Origin of the sequence: Streptomyces sp. AK010, from assembly GCF_014207295.1 — a bacterium.
GTDB lineage: Bacteria > Actinomycetota > Actinomycetes > Streptomycetales > Streptomycetaceae > Streptomyces > Streptomyces massasporeus.
Map to the genome: position 1 here is coordinate 200,361 of NZ_JACHCX010000002.1, position 25,695 is coordinate 226,055.

21 protein-coding genes are annotated in these 25,695 nt (G+C 71.9%); 14 read left to right on the forward strand and 7 right to left on the reverse strand.

Annotation, left to right across the window (positions count from 1 at the left end; genetic code table 11):
• The first annotated feature begins 13 nt into the window (after positions 1 to 13).
• The 6 genes from HDC93_RS04185 (at position 14) to HDC93_RS04210 (ending at position 7,057) form a co-directional block, all read left to right on the forward strand.
• Positions 14 to 1,252 carry a glycosyltransferase family 4 protein gene (locus HDC93_RS04185; RefSeq protein WP_185007291.1) on the forward strand — a complete coding sequence of 413 codons (1,239 nt, stop codon included), beginning with the start codon at positions 14 to 16 and terminating at the stop codon, positions 1,250 to 1,252.
• Entirely contained in the window at positions 1,246 to 2,451 is a 1,206-nt protein-coding gene (locus HDC93_RS04190) for a glycosyltransferase family 4 protein (protein ID WP_311774483.1), read from the forward strand. The genes HDC93_RS04185 and HDC93_RS04190 overlap by 7 nt, the downstream gene beginning before the upstream one ends.
• Positions 2,438 to 3,325: an FkbM family methyltransferase gene (locus HDC93_RS04195; RefSeq protein WP_185007293.1), complete on the forward strand. Its 888-nt coding sequence runs from the start codon at positions 2,438 to 2,440 to the stop codon at positions 3,323 to 3,325. The genes HDC93_RS04190 and HDC93_RS04195 overlap by 14 nt, the downstream gene beginning before the upstream one ends.
• Before the next feature lie 130 nt (positions 3,326 to 3,455).
• Positions 3,456 to 4,298, forward strand: a complete 843-nt coding sequence (locus tag HDC93_RS04200) for an FkbM family methyltransferase (protein WP_185007294.1) — start codon at positions 3,456 to 3,458, stop codon at positions 4,296 to 4,298.
• 69 nt (positions 4,299 to 4,367) lie between these two features.
• Positions 4,368 to 5,447: a hypothetical protein gene (locus tag HDC93_RS04205; RefSeq protein ID WP_185007296.1), complete on the forward strand. Its 1,080-nt coding sequence runs from the start codon at positions 4,368 to 4,370 to the stop codon at positions 5,445 to 5,447.
• Positions 5,444 to 7,057: an oligosaccharide flippase family protein gene (locus tag HDC93_RS04210; RefSeq protein ID WP_185007298.1), complete on the forward strand. Its 1,614-nt coding sequence runs from the start codon at positions 5,444 to 5,446 to the stop codon at positions 7,055 to 7,057. The genes HDC93_RS04205 and HDC93_RS04210 overlap by 4 nt, the downstream gene beginning before the upstream one ends.
• Here the strand turns inward: HDC93_RS04210 and HDC93_RS04215 are convergent, their stop codons facing one another.
• The 4 genes from HDC93_RS04215 to gmd all read right to left on the reverse strand — a co-directional run bounded on the left by HDC93_RS04215 (position 7,058) and on the right by gmd (position 11,402).
• Complete coding sequence (locus tag HDC93_RS04215; RefSeq protein WP_185007299.1) at positions 7,058 to 7,819, reverse strand: FkbM family methyltransferase; 762 nt, start codon at positions 7,817 to 7,819, stop codon at positions 7,058 to 7,060.
• A gap of 18 nt (positions 7,820 to 7,837) precedes the next feature.
• Positions 7,838 to 9,331, reverse strand: a complete 1,494-nt coding sequence (locus HDC93_RS04220; protein WP_185007301.1) for an O-antigen ligase family protein — start codon at positions 9,329 to 9,331, stop codon at positions 7,838 to 7,840.
• 96 nt (positions 9,332 to 9,427) lie between these two features.
• Complete coding sequence (locus HDC93_RS04225) at positions 9,428 to 10,357, reverse strand: glycosyltransferase (protein WP_311774484.1); 930 nt, start codon at positions 10,355 to 10,357, stop codon at positions 9,428 to 9,430.
• Between the two features lie 4 nt (positions 10,358 to 10,361).
• Positions 10,362 to 11,402 (reverse strand): GDP-mannose 4,6-dehydratase, encoded by a 1,041-nt coding sequence (gene gmd / locus HDC93_RS04230; RefSeq protein WP_185007303.1) that lies wholly within the window; start codon positions 11,400 to 11,402, stop codon positions 10,362 to 10,364.
• A 211-nt stretch (positions 11,403 to 11,613) separates the two neighbouring features.
• On the opposite strand from gmd, the gene HDC93_RS04235 reads away from it, so the two are divergent.
• Together HDC93_RS04235 and HDC93_RS04240 are read left to right on the forward strand one after the other, a co-directional pair.
• The gene (locus HDC93_RS04235) at positions 11,614 to 13,197 is read left to right on the forward strand and encodes a polysaccharide biosynthesis tyrosine autokinase (protein WP_260419403.1); all 1,584 of its coding nucleotides are present in this window, start codon (positions 11,614 to 11,616) and stop codon (positions 13,195 to 13,197) included.
• On the forward strand, positions 13,194 to 14,186 hold the full coding sequence (locus HDC93_RS04240; RefSeq protein ID WP_311774485.1) for a GDP-L-fucose synthase: 993 nt from the start codon (positions 13,194 to 13,196) through the stop codon (positions 14,184 to 14,186). The genes HDC93_RS04235 and HDC93_RS04240 overlap by 4 nt, the downstream gene beginning before the upstream one ends.
• 337 nt (positions 14,187 to 14,523) lie before the next feature.
• On the opposite strand, the gene HDC93_RS04245 is transcribed toward HDC93_RS04240, so the two are convergent.
• Positions 14,524 to 14,997, reverse strand: coding sequence for an LPXTG cell wall anchor domain-containing protein (locus tag HDC93_RS04245; RefSeq protein WP_185007305.1), 474 nt, complete (start codon positions 14,995 to 14,997; stop codon positions 14,524 to 14,526).
• Positions 14,998 to 15,327: 330 nt separating this feature from the next.
• Between HDC93_RS04245 and HDC93_RS04250 the strand changes: the two genes are divergently transcribed.
• The 4 genes from HDC93_RS04250 (at position 15,328) to HDC93_RS04265 (ending at position 20,317) form a co-directional block, all read left to right on the forward strand.
• On the forward strand, positions 15,328 to 15,942 hold the full coding sequence (locus HDC93_RS04250) for a low molecular weight phosphatase family protein (protein ID WP_185007306.1): 615 nt from the start codon (positions 15,328 to 15,330) through the stop codon (positions 15,940 to 15,942).
• A gap of 175 nt (positions 15,943 to 16,117) precedes the next feature.
• Positions 16,118 to 17,632, forward strand: coding sequence for a cellulase family glycosylhydrolase (locus HDC93_RS04255; RefSeq protein ID WP_185007307.1), 1,515 nt, complete (start codon positions 16,118 to 16,120; stop codon positions 17,630 to 17,632).
• Positions 17,633 to 17,980: 348 nt separating this feature from the next.
• Positions 17,981 to 19,555, forward strand: coding sequence for an alpha/beta hydrolase (locus tag HDC93_RS04260; RefSeq protein ID WP_185007308.1), 1,575 nt, complete (start codon positions 17,981 to 17,983; stop codon positions 19,553 to 19,555).
• A gap of 108 nt (positions 19,556 to 19,663) precedes the next feature.
• A complete protein-coding gene (locus HDC93_RS04265; protein WP_185007923.1) occupies positions 19,664 to 20,317 on the forward strand; it encodes a formylglycine-generating enzyme family protein in 654 nt (217 codons plus the stop codon).
• Between the two features lie 91 nt (positions 20,318 to 20,408).
• On the opposite strand, the gene serC is transcribed toward HDC93_RS04265, so the two are convergent.
• Both serC and HDC93_RS04275 read right to left on the reverse strand, forming a co-directional pair.
• Entirely contained in the window at positions 20,409 to 21,527 is a 1,119-nt protein-coding gene (serC, locus tag HDC93_RS04270; protein ID WP_185007309.1) for a phosphoserine transaminase, read from the reverse strand.
• A gap of 72 nt (positions 21,528 to 21,599) precedes the next feature.
• The gene (locus HDC93_RS04275) at positions 21,600 to 22,952 is read right to left on the reverse strand and encodes a mucin-1 (RefSeq protein ID WP_185007311.1); all 1,353 of its coding nucleotides are present in this window, start codon (positions 22,950 to 22,952) and stop codon (positions 21,600 to 21,602) included.
• A 209-nt stretch (positions 22,953 to 23,161) separates the two neighbouring features.
• Between HDC93_RS04275 and HDC93_RS04280 the strand changes: the two genes are divergently transcribed.
• On the forward strand, positions 23,162 to 24,181 hold the full coding sequence (locus HDC93_RS04280) for a LacI family DNA-binding transcriptional regulator (RefSeq protein ID WP_185007313.1): 1,020 nt from the start codon (positions 23,162 to 23,164) through the stop codon (positions 24,179 to 24,181).
• An 83-nt stretch (positions 24,182 to 24,264) separates the two neighbouring features.
• A complete protein-coding gene (locus tag HDC93_RS04285) occupies positions 24,265 to 25,608 on the forward strand; it encodes a sugar ABC transporter substrate-binding protein (protein ID WP_185007315.1) in 1,344 nt (447 codons plus the stop codon).
• Positions 25,609 to 25,695: the final 87 nt, after the last annotated feature.

Sequence of the window (25,695 nt, forward strand, 5' to 3'; positions counted from 1 at the left end):
AGCAGCACAGCGCATGCCAGCACAAGAGGAAACCCGTCCCGGTACGGGCACTTCCGCAAGCAACCCCGCGGCCTACCGCGTGGCACTGGTGCACAGCTTCTACTCCTCCCGCCGGCCGAGCGGGGAGAACGCCGCCGTGCTCGACCAGGCGGAGGCGCTGCGCGCCGCCGGGCACGACGTCACCCTGGTCGCCGCCCACACCGACGACCTGGAGACCGAGCGGGGCTACGCCCTGCGTGCGGCGGTCCGGGTCGCCACGGGCCGCGGCCGGTCGCCGCTCGCCGACCTCCGCCGGCTCGACCCCGATGTGGTGCACGTGCACAATCTCTTTCCCAACTTCGCCACCGACTGGCTGGACCGCTGGCCGGGTGCGGTGGTCGCCACGCTCCACAACTACCGGCCGGTGTGCGCGGCCGCCACGCTCTTCCGTGACGGGAAGGTGTGCACCGCGTGCCCCGACGGCGACCGCTGGACCGGGCTGCGGCACGGCTGCTACCGCGGCGGCCGCGGAGCGACGCTCCCCCTCGCCTGGGCCGGCCGGCGCGGAACGGCCGCCCACCCCCTGCTGCGGCGCGCCCAGCGGTTGGTGACGCTCTCCGAGCGCAGCCGGGACCTGTACCTGCGGTTCGGCGTGCCGCCGGAAAAGCTGGCCCTGCTGCCCAACTTCGTCGCGCCCGCGAGCCCGGCCGCCCCGGAGGGCCGGACCGCGCCGGCCCCGGGCGCGGGCACGCGCTGGGTGTACGCGGGCCGGCTCAGCGAGGAGAAGGGCATCCTTCCCCTGCTCCGGAGCTGGCCGGAGGGCGAACCCCTCGATGTGATCGGCTCCGGACCGCTGGAGTCGGCCTGCAGGGAAGCCGCGCCCGGCGGGGTCAGGCTGCTCGACACGCTCTCGCGCAGGGAGATCGCCGCCCGACTGCCCCACTACACGGGTCTGGTCTTCCCCAGCGCCTGCCCCGAGTCCGCCACCGCCCTCGTCTGCCAGGAGGCACTGGCGGCAGGAGTGCCCGTGCTCGCCCTGGCCGGATCGGCGGCGGCGGACAGTGTGCGCAGGGACGGTACGGGGTCGGTCTACGGCGGCTCCGACGAACTGCCGTACGCCCTCGCGGCGGCACGCGAGCGCTTCCCCCTGCTGCGCGAGCGCTGCCGACGGGTGCACGCCGAGCGGTACAGCGCACGGTCCTGGACGGCCGGCATGGAGGCCGTGTACGCACAAGCCCTGTCACGAGCCGGCGTCGCGGAGCGGGCGTGCTGACCGCCGAAGGCGCCCGGCGCCGCGTGGTCGTGGTGCAGCCGTACGTCCCGGGGTACCGCACGTCCTTCTTCGACCTTCTGCAGGCCCGCCTGGCGTCCGAGGGCGTGGATCTGGAGGTGCTGCACGGACCGGCGCCCCCGCACCAGGCCGAACGCGGGGACGCCGCATCCTGCGCATGCGCGACCCAGGTCCCCACCCGGCGTCTTCCCGTACCCGGCGGGCGGTCCCTGCTCTGGCGCCGGGTGCAGGGCCGGGCGGCCGGCGCGGACCTCGTCGTACTGGAGCAGGCGCTGCACAACCTGGAGGCGTACCCGCTGTTGCTCCGCTCGGCGGGCCGCCCGGGGCACGCCCCCCGGGTCGCGTTCTGGGGGCACGGCCGGACGTACACCAAGCCGCCGAGCCGTCTGGAAGCCGTCGTGAAGGGCGCGCTGACCCGGCTGGGATCCTGGTTCTTCGCCTACACCGAGGGCGGAGCGGCGCACGTCGCCTCGCGGGGATTCCCCCGCGACCGGATCACCGTGGTGCGCAACTCCGTCGACACCGCGGAACTCGTGGCCGCGCGCGCCCGGGCCGCGCGGCCGGGGACCGCGGAGTTCGCCGAGGCCACGCTGCTGCGGAAGCGGTACGGCCTGAGCGAGGGGCGCACCGCCCTCTATCTCGGCGGGCTGGACACGCCCAAGCGGATCCCGTTCCTTCTGGACTGCGCCGACCGCATCGCTGCCGAACTCCCGGGATTCCGGCTTCTGGTGGCGGGCGACGGCGCCGACCGGCACCTCGTCGACGCCGCCGCGAACCGGCCCGGCAGCCCGGTGGTCGCGATCGGCCACACGGGCGGAGCGGGGGCCGCGCCGCTCGGGGCGGTCAGCGACGTCATGCTGATGCCGGGCCGGGTCGGACTCTGCGCGGTGGACTCCTTCGCCCTCGCAACACCCGTCGTCACCACGGACTGGCCCTGGCACGCCCCCGAGTTCGAGTACCTGGCCGACGGCCGCAACGCGCTGGTCGCACCGGACGACCCCGCGGCCTACGTCGGCGCCGTGACCGCGCTGCTGCGCGACCCCGCACGGCTGGAGGCCCTCCGCACGGCATGCCGGGACGACGTCCCGGCGTACACGGCGGAGGGCATGGCGGCGCGTTTCCGCGACGGGCTGCTGCAGGCGATGGAACGAGACCAAAGGAACCCCCATGCAGGTACATGAAGCCGGTCTCCTCGGCCGGACGGCCAAAGCCGCGGCGCCCCAGCTGTGCCGGCTGGCGAGCAGCGGGCGGATGCGGCAGGGGACCCGTCTGCTCGAGATCTACTTGGAGATCCTCCAGGGAAGGGGCGCCGGGACCGGCTGGGACCTGCGTGGAGAGATCGTCGCCGCGCGACGCTGCCTCCAGGGCGTCGAGGCCCCCGTGGTCTTCGACGTGGGTGCGAACTACGGCCAGTGGTCGGCCGGGCTGCGCTCCGCCCTCGGCACGCGGACCGGCCGCTTCTTCCTGTTCGAACCACAGCCCGCGTGCCAGTCGGCGCTGGCCGGGGCCGGGATCCCCAACCAGGTGGTCATTCCCGCCGCGGTGAGCGACGAGGAGGGCTCCGCGACGATCTTCGCCGACACACCGGGCTCGGGCGTGGCGTCCGTCCACCGCCGCCGTGACTCCTATTTCGGCGATATGACGGCACATCAGGAGAAGGTGCCGGTCACCACCATCGACCGGGAGGTGGAGCGGTGGGGGATCGAGCGGATCGACCTGCTGAAGCTCGACATCGAAGGAGCGGAGTTGCAGGCGCTGCGCGGAGCGGCCGGCAGTCTCGGGGACGGGAAGGTGACGACCATCGCCTTCGAGTTCGGCTCGGCCAACGTCTACTCCCGCACCTTCTTCCGCGACTTCTGGGACCTCCTCTCCCCGCTCGGCTACCGCCTGTGGCGCATCTGCCCCGGCGGCCTCCTGCTGCCCGTACGAAGGTATACCGAGGAGCTCGAGCACTTCCGCGGGGTGAGCAACTACGTGGCGTCGCTCAGAACGCCCGAGCCTCGTACTCGGCGCACACCCGCCGGCCGGAAGCGGGCGGAGCCCGTCGCCGGATGACCCCGGATCCGGTGCCGCGGATACCGCCGCCACCGGGTCACTGGTGCCGAGGAGTGAAGCGGTCGGGAAGAACACCGACACTTCGGCGTTGGCCGCGGATCTCCGAGGCCGCTGCCGTACGTTGACCCGCGTGACTGTGCACGACACCTTGCGTAGTGCCCGCGATTCGCTGTTCCGGTTGCCCGGTGTGCAGCGGGCCGTCCGACTCGCCACGATGCGCGGCTGCGTGCCGAACGCCGTATGGAAGCGCCTCCACCCCACCGGCGTATGGACGCTCCGCGCGCCGGACGGCAGTGGGTTCCGCTACGCCAGCGACGCCGACGACATCCTGGCCCGCAGCCTCATCTGGACGAACATGCGCCACTGGGAGGAGACCACCCACCCGGTCTTCTTCGACCTCGCCCGCAACGCCCGGGGGTTCGTGGACATCGGCGCCTTCTCCGGCATCTACACCCTGCTGGCCTGCCGGGCCAACGCGCGCCTGACGGCCGTCGCCGTCGAACCCAATCCGGCCGCGATGCGCAAACTGCGCCGCAACATCGAGGTCAACCGTCTCCAGGACCGGGTCGTCCTCGTCGAGAAGGCGCTGTCCAGCGCCGGCGGCCGGGCGGTCCTCGGGATCCCGGCCGACACCACCGCCGCCTCCCTGCTCGCGGCGGGGCCCTCGAACGACACGGTGGAAGTCGACGTCACCACCGGGGACGACGCGATCGGGGACCTCCCCGTCGATCTGGTGAAGATCGACGTCGAAGGGCTGGAACCCGAGGTGCTGAGCGGCATGAGCCGCACGATCTCGGCCCACCGTCCGACGATCATCGCCGAGTGCCTCGACGGAACCGCCCTGGAGAGGCTGCGCGGGGCCGTTCTCGAACTCGGATACCGGCAGATCCGCCACCTCGGGAGGGAGGGAGTGGTGCCGGCCCCGCCCGGATTCGTACCACCGCCGCGGTACGCCAACTTCCTCGTGGACTGACGTCCCCGGCGTGTCGAAGACGCCGCAGGAGGCCCGTGGCGACGGTGACCCTGGACGCGAGGAGCACAAGTGAGCGCACCGGTGGTGCTGCACCTCAACAACGAGACCGAGCTGACGCGGCGCAGCCGGTTCACCGGCGCCTTCCGGAGACTGCAGGCCGAAGGACACCTCAGTCATGTACCGGCCGCGCCACGGGCCGAACTGCTCCGCGGTGGGCATCGGGCCGCAGTCGAATCGCTGGAGGCCACGGTCGTCGAGTCCCGACCCGACGTGGTCTTCGTCCAGTCCCCGCACGGATTCCCCTTCTCCGACGGGGAGGTCGCACGGCTGCTGCGGCTGGCCGGCTCGCCTCCCGTGGTGTACCAGGAGGGCGACGCCTGGGGCGGCAACAAACGGCTTCCCGCGTCCAGCCGCTCGTGGCTGCGCGCGGCGGACGCCGTGTTCAGCGTCGCCGGAGGCGCGCAACTGGCCATGCTGCGGCGCATCGCGGGCAAGCCGGTCCGCTACGTGCCGCACACCCTGCCGCTGGACTGCTTTCCCGAACAGGACCAGCCGGCTCCACCGGGCGACGCAGCCTTGTTCGACGTGGTGACGATCGGCAACTGCGTGGTGCGGGCCCGGATCCTCCCCCGTCTGCCGGGCGCAGGCGAGCGGGTACGGGTCGTCCGCGGGCTGAGACGCCTGGGCTGCCGGCTCGGCGTGTTCGGCTCCGGCTGGCACGGTCCGCACGCCCGGGGCCCGGTCCCCTTCGAGCGGCAGATCGCCGTCCTCCATTCCGCGCGGATGAGCGTGGGATGGGACCACTACGGGCGGTACCCCGGGTACTTCTCCGACCGGCTGCCGATCTCCGGGGCCGCGGGCCGCGTCCACGTCGGCCAGGGACGGCCCGGGATGGAATGGCTGCCCGGTCCTCAGGACGGGCTGCACCTCATGCGCACTCCCCGAGACGCGGTGGACCGCGTGGGGGACCTGCTGCGGGAGGAGCAGCACGAGCTGGACTCCGCAGCGGAGCGACTGCGCCGCTGGGTGCGCTCGCGCCTGACCGATCTGCACTCCGTCCAGTTCATGCTGGGCGCGTTCGTGCCGCTGCCTTCGCCGCCCACCGACCCATGGCAGCGGATCGCGGCCCAGGAGGAGCACCGGGGGTGAGGATCGACGGCGGCCCGGCGGGTGGAGCGCGGACGGGGGAAGAGACCGTCCTTTCCGGTGAGGAGCGTCCGCACTCCCGCGCGGTGGTCAGCGGGACGTTGTGGAACTACTCGGCGGCCGTCGTGGCCTCCCTCCTCCAGCTCGGATACACGGCGTACACCGGACGCGCCGTCAGCGCCGCGGCCTTCGGGGCCTTCGCGTCCGCGCTGTCCATCACCCAGTTGCTGGGCTACTTCGCCAACGCCGGACTCGCCACGACCGTGCTGCGTTCGCGAGAGCTCACGCGCGGACTGCTGGTGGCGACGGTCCGACTGGGCCTGCTCAGCGGACTCGTGTGCTTCGCCCTCGTGCAGGCGACGGCCCCGCTGTGGGCCGAGGTGTGGAACGCCCCCGAGACGACGGGGCTGTTGCGCGTGCTCGCCCTTCAGTTCCTGTTTCTTCCGGTGGGAGCGGTGAGCGCCGCCGGCCTGCGGCGTCTGCAGGCCCAGCGGGCCGCGGTCCTGGTCGAGACCGGGGCGCTGGCCGCCGGGCTGCTGACGGGAACCCTGCTCCTGGCGGCGGGCTGGACCCCGCTGGGCCTGGCCGCCACCTCGGTGACCACCCAGCTGGGCATCGCGGTCCTCGCCGGCATGCTGGTCGCCCGGCGCCTGCCGCCGGGCGACCGGACCTGCGGCCGGCCCGGCCGGTACCGCGAACTCGCGGGATCCTCCGGGTTCCTGGCCGGACACCAGCTCGCCCAGTACGTCACGAACACGGTGCCGTTGTGGGCGGCCGGGGCGGTGCTCGGTCCTGTAGCGGCCGGGTACTACTCGCGCTCGACACTGTTCACCGGGTTGCTCCTGACCACGCTCGCGGCCGGCCTGACCCGTGTCACGACCCCCGCCCTCACCAGGGTGCGTGCGCAGGCGCCGGAGCCGTCGCCGGAGGCGCGCCCGCCCGGAGGCCGGGAGGAGCCCGCCGTCCGCCGCGCTGCGACCGACGTCCTGCTCGCAGCCTCCGCGCTGTCCTTCCTGCCGTTCGCGTTCCTCGCCGGGGCCGGGTCCGGGGCGCTGCGACTGCTCCTGGGACCGGGCTGGGACGAAGCGGCCGGACTGGTGCCCCCGCTGTGCCTCTTCTCCGCCGTCGCCGTCGTGTACGCGGTCGGGCTCTCCGTGGACACGGTGTGCGGTTCCCACCGCCGGATGGCGGCCGCACAGGCCGCGGCGGCGGTCGTGACCCTCGCGGGGGCGGTGCTGGCCACCGCCGGAGACAGCCTCACTCTGCTGGCCCTGGCCGCCCTGACAGGTCAACTGGGCGGTCTGGCGGTGCAGATGTGGAAGTGGCGCGGTCACGGCGTGGTCGAGGCACGTCGTCTGTGGGTCGGCTACGCAGTGCACGCAGCCCTGGGGCTCGCAGCGTACGCTTCGGGAGCCGCGCTGTCCCGGACGGCCGCCGGCCTGCCCTGTCCTGCCGTCCTGCTGGTGCTGCCGGCCGTCGGGCTCGCCGTGGTCCTCTGCCGCCCGCTGCGCACCCGGCTTCCGCTGTACAGGGTGGCTGCCGCCCGTGGCCTGCTCCCTCTCCGGGTACCGGTCCTCCGCCGCAGCCGGACCACCCGGCCGCAGGCGCAGTGATCAGGACCCGGGTGCCGCTTCCGGTGGCCCCGGCGGCTCCCGGTCGCGGAGGAACACCAAGTCGCACTGGAGCATCTGGCCGGTCCGGCGATCGGTGAAGCCGGGCACCACCGCCGTCAGGGTCAGGCCGTAGCGCCGTTGCGCACGGTCCATCACCTGGTGCAGCAGGGGACCGCCTTCGTACAAGGGGACGCAGGACGCTTCCAGTTGCAGTCCGCAGCAGCGTCGCGCGAGATCCTCGGCCCCCCTCAGTACGGCTTCCTCGTAGCCCTGGACGTCCAGCTTGACGAAGACGCGGTCCCCGGGTTCCGCCAGCTGCGGCCAGAGGTCGTCGAGGCGGTACTGCTCGGCCTCCTGGCGGCCCACGTACCGGGAGTCCGGGCACGCCTCGGCGTGCCGGGACAGCATGGGCAGTACGGAACTGCTCAGTCCGCTGTTTCCGGCCACGTTCAGGGTGACGGAGGTCCGCTCGTCGCCGAGGGCGTACGGGAACACGGACCACAGCGGGTCCGCGGCCGCCCGGCGGCGCAGCGCCTCGAACGGTCCGCGCAGGGGTTCGAAGGACACGATGCGTCCTCGGTACCCGAATCGCCGCAGGTTGTGCCCGTACTGACCGCGGTTCGCCCCCACGTCCAGCACCACGTCGGCGCCGGAATGACGCAGCAGCCGCACCATGCGGTAGTCGTAGGAGCACTCCGGAAACCGGTTCACGTCGAATCCGAAGCGCTGCACGGCCTTGCGGGCCCGGTGAAGAAGAGTCACCCGCCCATTGTGATCGGCTTATGTCGGCTTTGTCACTGATGGCGATGTTTCACACGCCGTGCCTTCACGGGTTCCGGCGGTCTCCGAGGGTGCTGCGCCCTCCTGCTTCATGACGGCGGATCGGCCGAGCGGGTCGGGACGTGGCACGGGTGCCACGGGGGCGGGAGCGTCGGGCGACGGCGTCGGCGGGAGCCCGTCGGCCGGCCGGAGCCGCGCCTGCCACATGCACAAACCGAGCAGCACCGCCTGCTCCGGGAAGGCCGAGTAGGACACGAACAGCACCAGCTGGCCGACCATCACGACACGGAGGGCCAGGGTCGCGGTGCCACCCCGCACGAGGCGTCTCCAGGTCCGGACGTAGACGACGAGCAGCGCCAGCAGCCCCACCAGTCCGAGCCGCAGCATGATGTGCAGGTAGTAGTCGTGCGGGGACACCGTGACGAGGCCGCCCCCGATGAACCGCTCGTAGCCGGACCCGAACGGCGCGCCGATCAGCCATTGGACCAAGGTCCGCGGGGCCTCGAGCAGATCCTGCCAGCCGAGCATCCGCCACGCGAAGGTGCTGTGGGTGCCCTGCGTCTCCTTGAACGAGTCCGTCAGAAAACCGCCGATCGCGCCGAAGGCGCCGGCGGCGTAAAGCAGCGCCACCAGGCAGAGCGCGAGCGTTCCCGCGCCCGCCGACACGAAGCGCTGTCCGCCGCGCGCGGGACGCAGCACCCACCAGGCCAGCCCCATCATCGCGGTGGCCGCCCAGACCGTCCGGTGCTGGAGCAGTACCACGAGAACGAGGAACACGAAGGCCGTCAGGTGTCTGCCCTTCACCCGCAGTCCGCTCGCCGTGCCACCGCGGTCCGGCACACCGGCGGCCGGCGGGGCGGACGCACCCGGAGCCAGCAACAGCATCGCGGCCTGGGCCAGGACCAGTGCCGCGGCGGCGGGCACCGGCCGGGAGTCCACCGTCACACCGTCGACGGCGAGATGGGCGTTCGCCGCGTGCAGTCCGCGGTCCGCCCAGCCGGCCACACCGAGCAGCGCGTACGCAGCCGCGGTGGCCAGCCAGGCCCGGGGGACGACCCGGCTCAGCGAGGCGCTCAGCGGTGCGGTGGCCAGATACAGGGTGATGGCGAGGAAGTGCCAGAAGTACGTCCGGGAGTCGTTTCCCGCGGCCTGCAGTCCGAAGGCGGCCGCCCCACGGAGGGTGGACCAGGCGGTGAGAACGACCATGGCCAGCAGGGCCGCCACCCCGGCGTGGGACTTGAGGTTGCAGCGGGGCACGCGCACCAGGGCGACGGTGATCGCGCACACGTCCAGGATGTCGGTCGGGTACACGCGAACGCCGATGTCGAGGGCGGCCGTCTGCCCGCCGGCGACGACGACCCAGACCTGGGTGCCCAGCAGCAGGCCGATCGCGATCCCGCAGTGCCGGGCGAAGACCCACAGCAGCAGCCCGACGACCGGAAGCGCCGTGAGCAGCATCAGCAGGGTCTGCGGGTCAACGGGTAGGAGTCGCACCGTGATCCGTTCTGGGGTGTGGGGATGCGTGGGCCGAACGGGTCCCCGCGGCCGGTGGCACGGTCGGTTCTCCCGTCCGGCCGCGGGACCGGTGGCTCAGGGGTCCGCGCGAAGGGACGACTGCCGGTGCCGCGGTACGGGTCCCGGCAGGCGCACGCCGGCTCTCAGGACGGTCTTCACATACGGGGAGCAGAAGACCAGAGGGGCCCAGGGGCCGAGATGACGGCGGCAGTACCGCCACCACGGCGCGGGCGGCTGCTCCCGCACCGACACCAGCCTCCGCAGCGCGGTGCGCGCGTCGAGTCCGGGTTCGGCCGAAGTGCCCTGTACCGCGCCCGAGTTGTCGTCGCAGGTGCCCACGTGGCCCGGTGCGAGCAGCACGGGGATGCCGGCCCGGCGGGCCCGGAGCCCGTAGTCGTGATCCCCCATCCGGTGGGGGAAGGCCGGGTCGAGGTCGCCCAGGACCCGCCGGGCGGGGGCCGTGACCAGCACCGCGTTGCCGTTGCAGGTGTCGCACGGCGTGGCGTCGTGGGCGTCGGGTTCCACCCGTTCCAGGACCGGGGGCCGCAGCCGGGACCTGACGAGGCGGTAGCCGCTGTAGGTGGTGCGGGTTCCGTCACCGGAGCGCATGGCGCCGACGGCGACGGCCGGGCGGTCCAGGGGTGCGGCGGCGCGCAGCAGCGCGGCGAGCGCGCCCGGGTCGAGGACCACGTCGTCGTTGAGCCACAGCACATGGGCGGCGGGATCGGCCCGGGTGGCGGCGATCCCGGTACCGGTGCCCCAGTGCACGTCCGCGCCGACCGTCACCACGTCGGTGCCGGGGAAGGCGGCCCGCACCTCGTCGGCCGTGCCGTCGGCACTGCCGGCGTCGACGAGGTGGACGGTGCAGCGGGTTCCGGCCGGAAGGCCGGTCTGGGTGTGTACCGAGGAGATGGCCGCGAGCGTCCGGTCCCGGCGGTTGTGACTGGTCATCAGGACGGCGACGCCGCGCGGAGCTCCCCCGGGCGGAATGCGATCGGCGAGCACCGGGTCACCGCGCGGCCGGGGCGGGAACGGCGGACGGCGCGGCCTGGTCTCCCGGCGCGAGTCCGTTGCGGAGGACGCTGAGTTCCGCGTCGACCATCAGGCGGGCCAGCTCGGGTGCGCGCACGGTCGCTCGCCATCCGAGTTGCGACTCCGCCTTGGAGGCGTCGCCGATCAGGTGGTCGACCTCGGTCGGGCGCAGATAGCGCTCGTCGAAGCGCACGTGGTCGCGCCAGTCGAGGCCGACGTGGGCGAAGCACTGGTCGACGAACTCGCGCACGCTGTGGCTGGCTCCCGTGGCGATCACGTAGTCGTCCGGCCGGTCCTGCTGCAGCATCAGCCACATCGCCTCGACGTACTCGGCGGCGTAGCCCCAGTCGCGGCGGGCGTCGAGGTTGCCGAGGTGGACCACGTCCTGCAGGCCGGCCTTGATCCGGGCGGCGGCCACGGCCACCTTCCGGGTCACGAACGTGGGGCCGCGGCGCGGGGACTCGTGGTTGAACAGGATGCCGTTGACGGCGTGGATTCCGTACGCCTCGCGGTAGTTGCGGGTGACCCAGTACGCGTACACCTTCGCAGCCCCGTAGGGCGAGCGGGGATGGAAGGGGGTGGCCTCGTCCTGGGGAGGCGGGGCGGCGCCGAACATCTCCGAGCTGGACGCCTGGTAGAAGCGGCAGGGCAGGCCCGTCCTCCTGATGCCCTCCAGCAGCCGGGTGGTACCCAGCCCTGTCGTGTCCCCGGTGAACTCGGGCTCGTCGAACGACACCCGCACATGGGACTGGGCGGCCAGGTGGTAGACCTCGTCCGGCTTCACCTGCTCCAGCAGGCCCGTCATCCGCGTCCCGTCGGTGAGATCCCCGTAGTGCAGGAAGAGGCGCGCCTCCGGGTCGTGCGGGTCGCGGTAGAGGTGCTCGATGCGTTCGGTGTTGAAGGTGGAGGCGCGGCGGACGATTCCGTGCACCCGGTACCCCTTCTCCAGCAGCAGTTCGGCGAGGTAGGAGCCGTCCTGGCCCGTGATGCCGGTGATGAGTGCCGTTTTGACGGTCACACGCGCTCCTTGGCTGATGAGGTTTCAAGAGGCGTCGGAAGGCTCCATTGCTGGTGGGCACCCCCGGCACCGCACCAGTGTAGGGAACAATTACTGCATTTCTTATGCAATGTGGCGTTATGTCGTCTCCCGCCCCTTTCGCCGTAAGGTGGGGCACCGCCCCACCCATCACCACCCACCCCATCACCGGATCCGATCGGGGACGGACACCTTGGACCTTCGCGACTACCTACGAGTCCTCTCTCGCCGCTGGCGCGCCATCACCGTGCTGACGCTGCTCGGCACGGCGGCCGGTGTACTCCTCACCTACACGGCCGTCCCCGAGTACCGGGCCACCGCCAAGCTCTTCGTCTCGCTGCAGGGCGGCACCGACGAGGACACCGCCCAGCTCGCCCAGGGCAACCTCTTCACCCAGGCGCGTGTCCGGTCGTACGCCGAGGTGGCGACGAGCCCCCTGGTGACCGGGCACGTCGTGAAGCAGCTGAAGCTGAAGATGTCGCCGGCCGCGCTGAGCGGCAAGATCAGCGCCACGGCCCAGCCGGACACGGTGCTCCTCCAGCTCACCGTCACCGACACCCGGGCGGCACGGGCGGCGCGGATCAGCAACGCCGTCGCCGAAAGGTTCACCGGGGTGATCCGCGGGCTCGAGCGCCCGGTCGACGCCGAGTCGTCGCCGGTGCGGCTGAGCGTGACCGAGCCGGCCTCCGTGCCCGCCGCGCCCTTCTCGCCGCGGCCGGCCGTGAACATCGCACTCGGGCTCCTGGCCGGTCTGATCCTCGGCGCCGGTTTCGCCCTGGCGAGGGAGACGCTCGACTCGTCGGTACGCACGTCCAAGGCGCTCACCGACGCGCTGGCCGGATTCGGCGGACCGCCCGTGCTCGGCAGCATCGTGCACGACCCCCAGGCGACCAGCCGGCCGCTGGCGCTCCGCGACGACATGCACGGCCTGCGCGCCGAGGGCTTCCGGCGGCTGCGCACCTGTCTGCAGTTCGTGGACGTGGACCGGCCGCCGAAGGTGATCGCGGTGACCAGCCCGCTGTCCGGCGAGGGGAAGACCAGTGTCGCGGTCAACCTCGCCGCCACCCTGGCCGAGACCGGTGCCTCGGTGTGCCTGGTCGACACCGACCTGCGCCGTCCCTCCACCGCCCGCACCCTGGGCGTGATCAGGGACGCCGGGCTCACCACCGCGCTGATCGGCCGGGCCGAGGTGCGGCAACTGCTGCAGTCCGCCGGTTCCTTCTCCGTACTGACCAGCGGCGCGGTGCCGCCGAACCCCACCGAACTGCTGGGCAGCGCCCAGATGAAGGCCGTACTGCGCGGCCTCGCCGAGAGGTTCGACCACGTCGTGGTGGACACCGCTCCGGTCCTCCCCGTCGCGGACGCCTCCGTGATCGCCTCCGAGGTGGACGGCTACCTCCTGGTCGTACGGGCCTCCCGCACCAGCCGCGACCAGATCGCCGAGGCCCTGCGCTCCCTGCGGCACGTGGGCGCCTCCGTGGTCGGCACGGTCCTGAACATGGCGTCGCCGAAGGAGGACCGCGGCGCCCACGGGTACGCCTACGAGTACCGGCCGCAGTGCCACAAGGCGGGCCGGTTCACCCGCCTGGCCAGGGCCCTTGGCCTCCCGCGCCTGGCGCGGATCGCACGGGCGCTGCGGCGCAGGCCGTCCGCCGGCACCGCACCGGCCCTGCCGACTCCGGGCGGCGGGCCGGACGCCCGGCTCACCGCTCCGGTGGCGGTGCTCTCCGACGAACCGCCGCGCCCGGTGGCCGCCGAACGGAGCGTGCAGTCGTGACCGCCGTGGTGACGGAGCCGTACGGGGTCGCCGACCGCCCGCTGGACCGCTCGGCCCGGGTGCTCGTGGCCGGAAGCCGTGGACTGGTCGGCTCGGCCGTCTGGCGGCATCTGGCGCGGGAGGGCTTCACCGACCTGGTGGGGCCCGGGTCCGCGGAACTGGATCTGCGCGAGCGCCGCGAGGTCTTCGACTGGTTCGCCGCCGCCCGTCCGGACGTGGTGGTCCTGGCCGCCGCGCGCGTGGGCGGGATCAAGGCCAACGCCACCCGGCCCGCCGCGTTCCTCTCCGACAACCTGCGCATCCAGGTGAACGTGCTGGACGCGGCTCTGGAGCACGGGGTGGAGCGGCTGCTGTTCCTGGGGTCCAGTTGCATCTACCCGAAGTTCGCCGAGCAGCCGATCCGCGAGGAGGCGCTGCTGACGGGGCCTCTGGAGCCGACCAACGACGCCTACGCCATCGCCAAGATCGCCGGAATCCAGCAGGTCCAGGCCGTACGGCGCCAGTACGGACTGCCGTGGATCTGCGCGATGCCGACCAACCTGTACGGCCCCGGGGACAACTTCCACCCGGAGCACTCCCATGTACTGCCGTCGCTGATCCGGCGCTTCCACGAGGCCCGCAAGGAGGGAGCACAGCGGGTCGTGAACTGGGGCTCCGGGGCGCCCCGCCGGGAGTTCCTGCACGTGGACGACCTGGCCCGGGCCTGCCTCCACCTGCTGGAGCGCTACGACGCGGACGGCCCGGTCAACGTCGGCACCGGCACGGACCTGACCGTCCGGGAGCTGGCGGAGCTCGTCGCGGACGTCGCGGGGTACCGGGGGAGCGTCGAGTGGGACACGAGGCAGCCGGACGGTACTCCGCGCAAGCTCCTCGACGTATCCCGGCTCACCTCGCTCGGCTGGGCTCCTCGTATCGGCCTGCGGGAAGGCATCGCCCGGACGTACGCCTGGTACGTGGAGAACCTGGAGGCCGGCACACTGCGGCGCTGACGGTCCGCGCGACGGCCGGAGCCGGACCGGAGGCGAGCCGCCCCTCCGGTGCCGTCAGCGGCGGGACGCCACGGGCGCCGCTCCTCGGCGCCTCCGGTCCCGCGACGGCGCACGGGTCGTCCTGGTGGGCACGGCACGACGACCGGCTCAGCCCACCGGGCTTGCCGTTCGACGTGCGTGAGGGACGTCAGGGTCCGGCGCGCGCCTTCCCCGGGGAACTGCCTCGGGCGGACCGGGGGAGGCAGCCGACGGCGGATCCCCCGACGGATGGGTCGGGGGATCCGCCGTCAGGCGCCCGCACATGCGCAGGCCTCGCGCCTGCCCGGTCGACGGGTGGTCAGTTGTGCTTCCGTCGCCGGACGGCCACGATCGCGCCGGCCCCGAGTGCCAGCAGTGCCGCGGATCCGCCCGCCATGACGAGCGAGCGGTCCTCACCGGTGTTGGCGAGGTGAGGCCTGTGCGGGCGGACGATGATCTTGGCCCCCAAGGACCGTTTCGATTTCACTCCCTTGAGACGGAAGATGTGCTTGCCCGGATCCGTCCACTTGGGGATGGTGACGGTGCCCTTCACCGTGCCGTTCGCGTCGGCGGTGAAGCGGCCCAGCTTGACCGGCTTCGAGAACAGGAATGCGTTCACCCCCTCGGTCGGCAGGAACCCGGTCCCTGTGAAGCCGAGGTCGTCTCCCGCGACGACCGTGGTGGCGGTGAGGGTCAGGGTTGGGGGATTGGGCGGATATGGCTGGGAGTGGGCTGGCTGGGCCCCGATGACGGGGACTGCGGCCAGGACAGCAGAGGCTGCCGCGGTCGCCAAGGCGGCACGACACTTCGATGACGCCGTCATCGCTTTCACGCTCCTCAAGTGCAGTCAGGCGACGGCATGGTCCGACCCCGAGTACGGTATGTGCATAGATAACGCTGAAAGGGCTCGTTTAGGCATTTTTGGCAAATATGGCGCCCTATGGTGCATACGGATCACCGGACTGGCCGTCGTTTGCCCCGCTTCGAGGATCGAAGTCGCCCGATATGCGCTATGTGAGGGGGCAGGCCCGCGGCGACCGCCCCGGCCCGTCCGGCGTGAACCGCGGCGCCATGTGCCCGTGCCGCACGTCCGATCCGCTCTTCTTCCCCTTCTGGAGGGTGCGTGCCCCCGTTCCGTGTACTCGTGGTCTGCACCGGCAACCTCTACCGCTCCCCGCTTGCCGAGTGTCTGCTCAGGCATCAGCTGATCGAGTATCAACACGTGATCCATGTGAGCAGTGCCGGCACCCGGGCCGTCGCGGGTGTGCCCGTGGCCTCTGCTGTCACCTCCTTCCTCGCCGGGCGCGGCCTGCGGCCCTGCGGGGTGGGCTCACGCCGGCTGACCGAGGACATGGTCGAGAACGCGGACCTGGTGCTGGGTGCCGCGCGGGAGCATCGTGAGGCCGCCGTGCGGCTCTCCCCCGTGCGTGCGTTGTCCCGTGCGTTCACCTTCCGGGAGTTCGCCCGGCTGGCGCGGTCCGAGGACACCGTCGGCATGCTGGACCCGGCCGCACGGTTTGCCGCCCTCGTGCAGGGTGCGGCCGCTCGCCGTGGTGCCGTGTCGGCCCGTATGGGTGAGGTGGATGTGGAGGACCCCCTAGGCGCACCCCCGCCCCAAGCACAGCAGTGCCTGGTTCAGATCGAGGAGGTCGTGGAGCGGATCGCCGTACTCGTGCGACCGGAACTGCATCCGTCTTCGGCGACGGCCGGCCCGGCCGAGCCCGGGGTGTGTCCGTAGCGGTCCGCGGGCTTGTCGACGCTGCCACCGCACCCCGCGGAGGGCCGAGCGGCGTGATGAGTGCACGCACCCTCCTTGACGTGCTCATGGTGTGCCCGTTTCCTGGGAAGTGCGCGGCGCGAGTGGGAGCGCTCCCACCTGTTCCGGGGCCGCGCCTCCCCGAGAGGAAGCAGCCATGTTCCGCACTCTGCGAAGAGCGCTGTGCGTCGCCGCGGCGCTCGTGTTGCCCCTGGCCGGTACGCAGTCGTCGGCAGTCGCCGACGTCGACGCGCAGGCAGGTGCCGGCTACTGGCACACCAGTGGCCGGCAGATCCTGGACGCAGCCGGGCAGCCGGTCCGTATCGCCGGCGTCAACTGGTTCGGCTTCGAGACCGCCAACCACGTCGCCCACGGCCTGTGGGCCCGCGACTACAAGAGCATGATCGACCAGATGAAGTCGCTGGGTTACAACACCATACGGATGCCCTACAGCGACGACATCCTGGGGCCCGGCACCATGCCGGACAGCATCAACACCGACGGCAGGAACACGGACCTGCGCGGGCTGACGTCCCTCCAGGTCCTGGACAGGATCGTCGCCTACGCGGGCCGGTCCGGCCTGAAGATCGTCCTGGACCGGCACCGGCCGGACGCGGCGGGCCAGTCGGCCCTCTGGTACACGGCGTCGGTGTCCGAGTCGACGTGGATCACCAACCTCAAGGCCCTGGCGACGCGTTACCGGGGCAACTCCACCGTCGTCGGCATCGACCTGCACAACGAGCCCCACGACCCGGCCTGCTGGGGCTGCGGCGACACCTCCCGCGACTGGCGACTGGCCGCCCAGCGCGCGGGCAACGCGGTGCTCTCGGCCAACCCCGAGCTGCTGATCATGGTCGAGGGCGTGCAGTCGTACAACGGCACGAACGGCTGGTGGGGCGGCAACCTCATGGGTGTGGCCCAGTACCCGGTCCAACTGGACGTCCCGAACCGGCTGGTCTACTCGGCGCACGACTACGCGACCTCGGTGGCGCAGCAGTCCTGGTTCTCCGACCCGTCCTTCCCCGCCAACATGCCCGGGATCTGGGACAAGTACTGGGGTTACATCTTCAAGCAGAACACCGCCCCGGTGTGGCTCGGGGAGTTCGGTACGACGCTCCAGCCCTCGGTGGACCAGAAGTGGCTGGCCGAGCTGGTGAAGTACCTGCGCTCGACGTCGGCGTACGGCGGTGACAGCTTCCACTGGACGTTCTGGTCCTGGAACCCCAACTCCGGTGACACGGGCGGCATCCTGAAGGACGACTGGCAGACGGTCGACACGGTGAAGGACGGGTACCTGGCGTCCGTCAAGGCCCCGGGCTTCGACCCCGGCGGTCCCGGTCCGGGCGGCCCCGGTGACCCGGGGGGCGGGAACGCCACCTGCACCGCCGCCTACACCGTCGGCAGTGACTGGGGCGGCGGCTTCAACGCCGAGGTGAAGGTGACCAACGCGGGGAGCGTGCCGCTGAAGTCCTGGAAGGTGACATGGACCTGGAGCGGATCCCAGAAGATCACGAACATGTGGAACGCCTCACACACCCAGAGCGGGGCGACCGTGACGGCGGTGAACGCGGCACACAACGGGACTGTGCCGGTGGGTGGTTCGACGAACTTCGGCCTGGGCGGCGCGCCCGGGGGCGGGGCGGTGCCGAGCGTGAGGTGCACGGCGACATGAGCACGGAGTGAGGCGGGGCGCCCGGTGCTCGCCGGGCGCCCCCTGTCCGACCCGCCTGCCCTGCCCGGCCCGCCTGATCGACGGTGCAGCCCGCCTGACCGACTGTCCGGCCCGCCTGATAGAGGGTTCAGCCCGCCTGACCGACTGTCCGGCCCGCGCGGCCGGGACGTGTGTCCAGAAATTGCCGGAACGCCCCGCTTTCAGAGGCTTCCTGAGAGCTGACTGTGCCTCGATTTGGTCAAGTCTTGCTCGAATTCGTACATGCGCGGTGCGCTCTTCCGAAACGATGCGGCACGGCCCGCGTCACTCGCAGGCCTGACCCCCCTCACCGTTGCGAGAGAACTCCACATGAGAAGAAGCGCAGCCGTCCTGTGCGGTGCCACGGTCGTCCTGGCCGGGACACTCGCCGCCGTCCCCGCCAACGCCGACGCGTCGCACTCCGCGAACACCGCCCTGACGACCGCCGCCGCGAAGGTCACCTGGAAGAAGTGCGCGACGGACGACACCCCGACGCTCCAGTGCGGCTCGGTCAAGGTGCCGCTCGACTACGCGAAGCCGCGGGGCAAGCAGATCACGCTGGCTCTCTCCCGCGTGCCGCACACCGCGCCGAAGTCCCAGGGCCCGCTGCTCGTCAACCCCGGCGGTCCGGGAGGCAGCGGCCTGTCGCTGGCCGAGTTCGTCGCGTCCTCCCTGCCCGAGGCCGTCGCCGCCCAGTACGACGTCATCGGCTTCGACCCGCGCGGCGTGGGCAGGAGCCAGCCCGCCCTGGACTGCAAGCCGGGCCACTTCGACCCCGTGCGCCCCGACTCCGTGCCGAGCACCCCGGCGCTGGAGAAGGCCAACCTCGACCGTGCCAAGGCCTTCGCCAAGGCCTGCGGCACGAAGTACAAGGACGTCCTGCCGTACATCGACACGGTCAGCGCCGTGAAGGACATGGACTCGATCCGCAAGGCCCTCGGCGCGTCGAAGATCAACTACTTCGGCTACTCGTACGGCACCTACCTCGGTGCCGTCTACGCCAAGCTGTTCCCCGAGCGGGTGCGGCGCCTGGTGCTGGACTCGATCGTCGACCCGACCGGCGTCTGGTACGAGGACAACATCCAGCAGGACTACGCCTTCGACAAGCGCCACAAGGCCCTCATGGCGTGGATCGCCACGTACGACTCCACGTACAAGCTCGGCACGAACCCGAAGAAGATCGAGGCCAAGTGGTACGCCATGCGGGCGGCCCTGGCCAAGAAGCCGGCCGGTGGCAAGGTGGGCGCCTCGGAGCTTGAGGACATCTTCATACCGGGCGGCTACAACAACGGTTACTGGCCCACGCTCGCCCAGACGTTCGCGGCGTACGTCAACAACCACGACACCGCGGCGCTGGTGAAGGCCTACGACAACATCGCGGCGATCGACGCCTCCGGCGACAACGGCTACAGCGTCTACACCGCGGTGCAGTGCCGTGACGCGTCCTGGCCGCGCGACTGGAAGCAGTGGCGCAAGGACAACTGGGCGGTGTACGAGAAGGCTCCGTTCATGGCGTGGAACAACGCCTGGTACAACGCGCCGTGCGCGTTCTGGCCGACGAAGACGCTGAAGCCGGTGAACGTCGCCAACAGCAAGCTCCCGCCGGTGCTGCTGTTCCAGGCGACGGACGACGCGGCCACCCCGTACCAGGGCGGCGTCACCATGCACCGGCTGCTGAAGGGCTCCAGCCTGGTGGTGGAGCAGGGCGGCGGCAACCACGGCATCACGCTGAGCGGCAACGCCTGCCTCGACAAGCACCTCGCGGCGTACCTCACCAACGGCAAGGTTCCGCACGGCAGCGGTGTGGCGGACGCGGTGTGCAAGAAGAACCCCGACCCCAAGCCGCAGCCGGCCGTCGCGGCGGCCGGTGACGGCCTGCGCGCGATCCTGGGGTCCGGACGCTGAGCGTCTCGGTGAACCAGGCCTGACGGGACGACAGGGGGGCGTCCGGTGATACTCGCCGGGCGCCCCCTAAGCTGTCCGGTCATGGGGGAAGCCACGGCGGACGACGAGATGGTGGCCGTCCCGGCGGGACGGGTCACGCTGTCCGACCGGCGGACGCAGCGCAGTCGGGCGGTGGAGGTCGCGTCGTTGCGGATGTCGGCCTTCCCGGTCACACAGGAGTGGTACGCCCAGGTCACCGGCGAGCGCCCGAGCACGGCCCGGGGCGACCGGCTGCCCGTCGAGGGCGTGTCCTGGTGGGACGCGATCCGGTTCTGCAACGCCCTGTCCCGGCGCGAGGGCCTGACCCCTGCGTACGAGGAGCGGCCCGGCTCCGGGAGCGCCGACTGGGACCCCGCCGCCGACGGCTACCGGCTGCCCACCGAGGCCGAGTGGGAACACGCCTGCCGCGCCGGCAGCACCGGCCCCCGCTACGGCCCGCTCGACGAGATCGCCTGGTACCGCGGCAACGCGGACGACCGCGTCCACCCCGTGGGCGGCCGTCTGCCCAACGCCTGGGGCCTGTACGACATGCTCGGCAACGTCTGGGACTGGTGCTGGGACCTCTACGACGCCGAGGTCTACGGCACCTACCGGGTGCTGCGCGGCGGCGGCTGGTCCGACGAGCACTGGAGCTGCCGCGCTTCGGTGCGCCGCCGGAGCCATCCGACGTTCCGGATCGACGACGTGGGGTTCCGGGTGGCGTGCTCGACGCCGGGGGCGTAGCGCGAGCGCAGGCCGTGGTGCGAGGCCACCAGCACGAACGAGGGGCGCCCCGCACGAGCGGGGCGCCCCTCGGTCACGTACGCGAGAAGGATCAGAGCTTCTCGATCACGTAGTCGACGCACTTCGTGAGCGCCTCGATGTCCGCCGGGTCGATCGCCGGGAACATCGCGACGCGCAGCTGGTTGCGGCCGAGCTTGCGGTAGGGCTCGGTGTCGACGATGCCGTTGGCGCGCAGCACCTTGGCGACGGCGGCGGCGTCGACCTCGTCCGTGAAGTCGATCGTGCCGATGACCTGCGAGCGCTTGGCCGGGTCGGTGACGAACGGGTTGGCGTACTTGATGTCCTCGGCCCAGCCGTACAGCGTGCGGGCGGAGGTCGCCGTGCGCCGGACGGACCAGTCCAGGCCGCCCTGGCCGTTGATCCACTCCAGCTGCTGGTTCAGCAGGAAGAGGGTGGCCAGCGCCGGGGTGTTGTACGTCTGGTTCTTGCGGGAGTTGTCGATCGCCGTGGGCAGCGAGAAGAACTCCGGGACGTGGCGGCCGGACGCGTGGATGCGCTCCGCGCGCTCGATCGCGGCCGGGGAGAAGACACCGATCCACAGGCCGCCGTCGGAGGCGAAGGACTTCTGCGGGGCGAAGTAGTAGACGTCCGTCTCGGTGATGTCCACGGGGAGGCCGCCCGCGCCGGAGGTGGCGTCGACCAGGACCAGGGAGCCCTCGTCGGCACCGGCCACGCGCTTGATCGGCATGGCGACACCGGTCGAGGTCTCGTTGTGGGTGAACGCGTAGACGTCCACGCCGGCCTGAGCGACGGCCTCGGGGTGGGTGCCGGGGTCCGAGGCGATGACGTCCGGCTCGGCCAGCCAGGGGGCGAGCTTGGCGGCCTTGGCGAACTTCGAGGAGAACTCGCCGAAGTTCAGGTGCTGCGACTTGTTCTCGATCAGGCCGTGCGTCGCGACGTCCCAGAAGGCGGTCGAGCCGCCGTTGCCGAGGATCACCTCGTAGCCGTCGGGGAGCTGGAACAGCTCACTGATGCCCTCGCGCACCTGGCCGACCAGGTTCTTGACGGGAGCCTGGCGGTGGGAGGTGCCCATGAGAGAGGTGCCGGTCGCGGCGAGGGCGTCCAGCGCCTCCGTCCGCACCTTGGAGGGACCCGCGCCGAAACGTCCGTCCGCGGGCTTGATGTCAGAGGGAATCCGGATCTCAGCCACGCAGGGGAGCGTAGCCGTTTCCAGAAACGTGGGCGAAACGTCGTCCGTCGGGTGAGACGGGAGGTGGACGGGTCAGTGCCGGGCCGGGCCGGGCCAGACGGCCGAGGCGTCGTCGCGGTGCGGGTCCGGCAGCCGGAGGGGGCGCACGGCGACGGGCCGGACCCCGTCCTCGGCGGCGGCCGTCCAGGGTGCGGGGCGGCCGGAGTAGCACAGGGTGGTGAGGACGAAGACGCCGTCGGCGTAGACCTCGACGTACTCCCCGACGGTGAGGATGCGCAAGCCGGCCGCGGGTTCCGGCAGGAGGATCTCGCCGAGCGGGGTGCCGTCGGGGCCGGTGACGCGGAGGTGCTTGCCGTCGCAGCCGACCGTGAGCGCGGGCCGGTCCCCGTCAAAGACATGCGTGCGCAAGGTGACGTCGGTGCGTCCCGAGAGGGCGATGTCGCCGACCGCGTGCAAGGGGGCGTCGTCGTACGTCTCCTCGCCGAGCCAGGCGTCCAGGCCGGGCCACCACTCCAGGCGGGGCGCCGCGTCCCGCGGTACGACGAGGGACTTGGGCTGGGCGAGCATGCCGCGGCAGCGGTCACCGGTGTCGGTCAGGCCGACGCGGCGCGGGGTGGTGTGCAGCACGACGCGGGAGCCGTCGGGGGCGGTGACGACGCGCGGGGCGTACGCGCCCGTCGGGCCGAGCGGGCCGCGCCGGGTCCACGGGCCGCGCAGGCGCGGGGCGGTCCACGCCTCGAAGCCCCGGGTGGCGCCGACGGAGCCGAGCAGCAACCAGCCGCCGTCGTCGAGGCGTTCCAGGACCGGGCACTCCAGCTCGTCCACGTCGCCGGGGGAGACGAGCGGGGGGTGGACCGTCCAGTGCTCCAGGTCGTCGGAGGTCGCCCAGGCGACGCATCCGCTGACCTCGACCGGCAGGGAGGCGTCTGCGGCGCAGACCAGCATGACCCAGCCGTCGGACTCGTCGTCGCGTACGACGAAGGGGTCGCGCCAGCCCATGCGTTCGCCCGTGCGGTACCAGCGCCCGTCCGCCTCGACGACCGGTCCGGTGCCGTGGCGGTGCCAGCCGGTGCCGTCGGTGCGGCCGGAGTACGCCAGGCCGACCGACTGCAGGGGCCAGCCGCCCGGGGTGAGTCCGGAGACGGCGGTGTAGAGCATCGCCATGCCGGTGCCGTGCGGGAAGGCGTGCATGGTCCACACCGCCTGCTGGTCGAAGCGGCCCGGCAGGCCGTTGCCGAAGGCCGTGCCCTGCGGTTCCCAGCGGACCAGGTCGGTGGAGGTGGCCCGGCCGTAGGAGGTCTCCATGCGCAGGTGGTCGAACTCGGCCGTCCACGGGCCCTGGAGGTGCAGCGCGGTGTAGGTGCCGTCCGCGTGGCGCAGGAGGTCGAAGTCGTTCACGCAGAGGCCGGGGGGCGCGTATCGCATGGACGGGTCCTGTCTGCCGACAGCGGCACTCAAACGTGTGCGCTGTGATCTTGCTGGGCGGAGTTCCTCTGGAAGTCAGCCGAAGTAAATCCGAACGCAAACGCTTGCGCAACCACAGGAGCGGGTTTACGGTCTCGTCACTCCCTCACACGCCGATGTGTTCCGGACGACCCCGAGTACACGGCGTGCACCCGATCTAGGAGCGTCCCGTGACGGTCAGCATCACCGATGTCGCCGAGGCCACCGGGGTCTCGGCGTCCACCGTGTCCCGGGCCCTGCGCGGCCGTCCCGGTGTGTCGGAGGGGATGCGGGCCCGGATCGTCGCGGTCGCCGCCGACCTGGGCTACACCGCCTCGCGCTCGGCCTCCAGCCTGGCCAGCGGACGCACCTACACCATCGGCGTCGTCGTCCCGTACGTCGGCCGATGGTTCTTCGGCACCGTGCTGGACGCCGCCGAGAAGGTCTTCAGCGCCGCCGGCTACGACGTGCTGCTGTACAACCTCGGCTCACCCGAGGCCCGCAAGCGCTTCTTCACCAAGCTGCCGATCCGCAAGCGGGTCGACGCCGTGCTGTCCCTGCTGATCCCGGACACGGAGGAGGCCGCCGCCCTGCGGTCCCTGGCCGTGCCGCTGGCCACCACGGTCGGCGGCGCCCGGCCCGGCTTCACGGTGGTCGGCATCGACGACCGGGGCGGCGCGGAGAGCGCCGTACGGCACCTGGTGAACCTCGGCCACCGGCGGATCGGCATGATCTCCGGCGCCAGCGAGCCGCTGCACTGGACCACGCCCCTCGACCGCCGGCAGGGCTACCTGGACGTGCTCACCGACTCCGGGATCGAGCCCGACCCCGCCCTGGAGGCGGACGGCGGTTACACGGTCGAGGGCGGTGAGCGGGCCATGACCGAACTGCTGGCGCTGCGCCAGCCGCCGACCGCCGTGTTCGCCCAGTCCGACGAGATGGCGATGGGCGCCCTGCGCGCCCTGCGCCGGCATCGGCTGCGGGTCCCGGAGGACGTGTCCGTGGTCGGCTTCGACGATCACGAGCTGTCCGAGGTGGTCGGGCTGACCACCGTGGCCCAGCCGGTCGCGGCGCAGGGCCGGGAGGCGGCCCGGCTGCTGCTCGCGCAGCTCGACGAGCCGGACGCCGGGCCGCCGCGCCCCGTCGAGATGCCCATCCGCTTCATCCTCCGCGAGACCACCGCCCCGCCGCACACCGGCCGGCAGCGCTAGGGGGCGGGGCTTCCCCGGCTCCCCCTCCCCTCTCCTCCCCACCGTCCGCGCACCCACCGCACACCCCGCTCGGAGGCACCACCATGATCACCGGCCACGGAAGACTCCGTCGTACGGGCCTGACGGCCCTCGCCCTGCTGCCGCTGGCCGCGCTGGCCGCCTGTGGCGGCGGGAGCGGCGGCAGCGACACCTCCGCCCAGAAGGGCAGCGGCAAGGGCACCATCAGCGTCTGGGCCCACCAGGGCCAGGCGAGCGAGGCGACCGCGCTGCAGAACGCGGTGAAGTCCTTCAACTCCTCGCAGAGCGACGTCAAGGCCGAGCTGAAGCTCATACCGGAGAAGGACTACACGAAGACCATCACCGCCACCGACGCCTCCGAACTGCCGGACGTGCTGGAGTTCGACGGCCCGACCATGGCGAACTTCGTCTACAACAGCAAGCTCGCCCCGGTCGACGGCCACGTCTCCGCCAAGACCCTCGGCAACGCCACCGACGCGATCAAGGCGCAGGGCGAGATCGACGGCAAGCACTACGGCCTGGGCATGTTCGACGCCGGGCTCGGCCTGTACGCCAACAAGAAGCTGCTGGACGCGGCCGGCGTGACGTACCCGACGAGCGTGGACGACGCCTGGACGGCCGAGGAGTTCGGCAAGGCCCTCAAGGCGCTGAAGGGCAAGGACTCCGACGGCAAGGTCCTCGACATCTCGGAGCAGTACGGCCTGGCCTCCGAGTGGGGCACCTTCGGCTTCTCCCCGATCGTCTGGTCGGCCGGCGGCGGCCTGCTGAAGGACGGCAAGGCCGAGGGCGCCCTCGACAGCCCCAAGACCGTCTCCGCGATGAAGACCTTCCAGTCCTGGAAGCCCTACGTCGACCCCAACACCGACGGCAACGCCTTCGCCAAGGGCAAGGTGGCGCTGAGCTGGGTCGGCCACTGGAACTACCCCGCCTACAGCGAGGCCCTCGGTGACGACCTCGCCGTGCTGCCGCTGCCGGACTTCGGCAACGGCCCCAAGACCGGCCAGGGCTCGTGGGCGTGGGGCATCGGCGCCGACAGCAAGAACGGCAAGGCCGCCGGCGCCTTCCTGGACTACCTGCTGAACGACACCAACGTCGGCGCCATGACGAAGGCCAACGGCGCGGTGCCCGCCACCAAGTCGGCCCTCGCAGGGAGCGAGCTGTACAAGAAGGGCGGCCCGCTCCAGCTCTTCGCCGACCAGCTGGCCAAGCCGTGCGGCGACAGCGACATCGCCTCCTCCTGCGTCGCCGTCACCCGCCCGGTGACCGCTGGATACCCCACCGTCACCGCCAAGTTCAACACGGCCCTCAACTCGATCTACGGCGGCGCCGACCCCGAGGAAGCCCTGCGGAAGGCCGCCCGCGCCATCGACCGGGACTTCACCGACAACGCCGGCTACGAGATCCCGTAACCCGCAGGACGCATCGGCCCGGGCGGGCCGTCGGTGACGTGGTGCCGCTGCGACGCGGCCCGCGTTCCCGGCCGGGCCCGCCCCGCC

Bases quoted from the DNA above. Each gene is read 5' to 3' on its own strand.
- HDC93_RS04195 (WP_185007293.1), top strand. From the start codon at position 2,438: ATGCAGGTACATGAAGCCGGTCTCCTCGGCCGGACGGCCAAAGCCGCG.
- HDC93_RS04275 (WP_185007311.1), bottom strand. From the start codon at position 22,952: ATGCGATACGCGCCCCCCGGCCTCTGCGTGAACGACTTCGACCTCCTG.
- HDC93_RS04265 (WP_185007923.1), top strand. From the start codon at position 19,664: ATGGTGGCCGTCCCGGCGGGACGGGTCACGCTGTCCGACCGGCGGACG.
- HDC93_RS04260 (WP_185007308.1), top strand. From the start codon at position 17,981: ATGAGAAGAAGCGCAGCCGTCCTGTGCGGTGCCACGGTCGTCCTGGCC.
- HDC93_RS04255 (WP_185007307.1), top strand. From the start codon at position 16,118: ATGTTCCGCACTCTGCGAAGAGCGCTGTGCGTCGCCGCGGCGCTCGTG.
- HDC93_RS04285 (WP_185007315.1), top strand. From the start codon at position 24,265: ATGATCACCGGCCACGGAAGACTCCGTCGTACGGGCCTGACGGCCCTC.
- HDC93_RS04185 (WP_185007291.1), top strand. From the start codon at position 14: ATGCCAGCACAAGAGGAAACCCGTCCCGGTACGGGCACTTCCGCAAGC.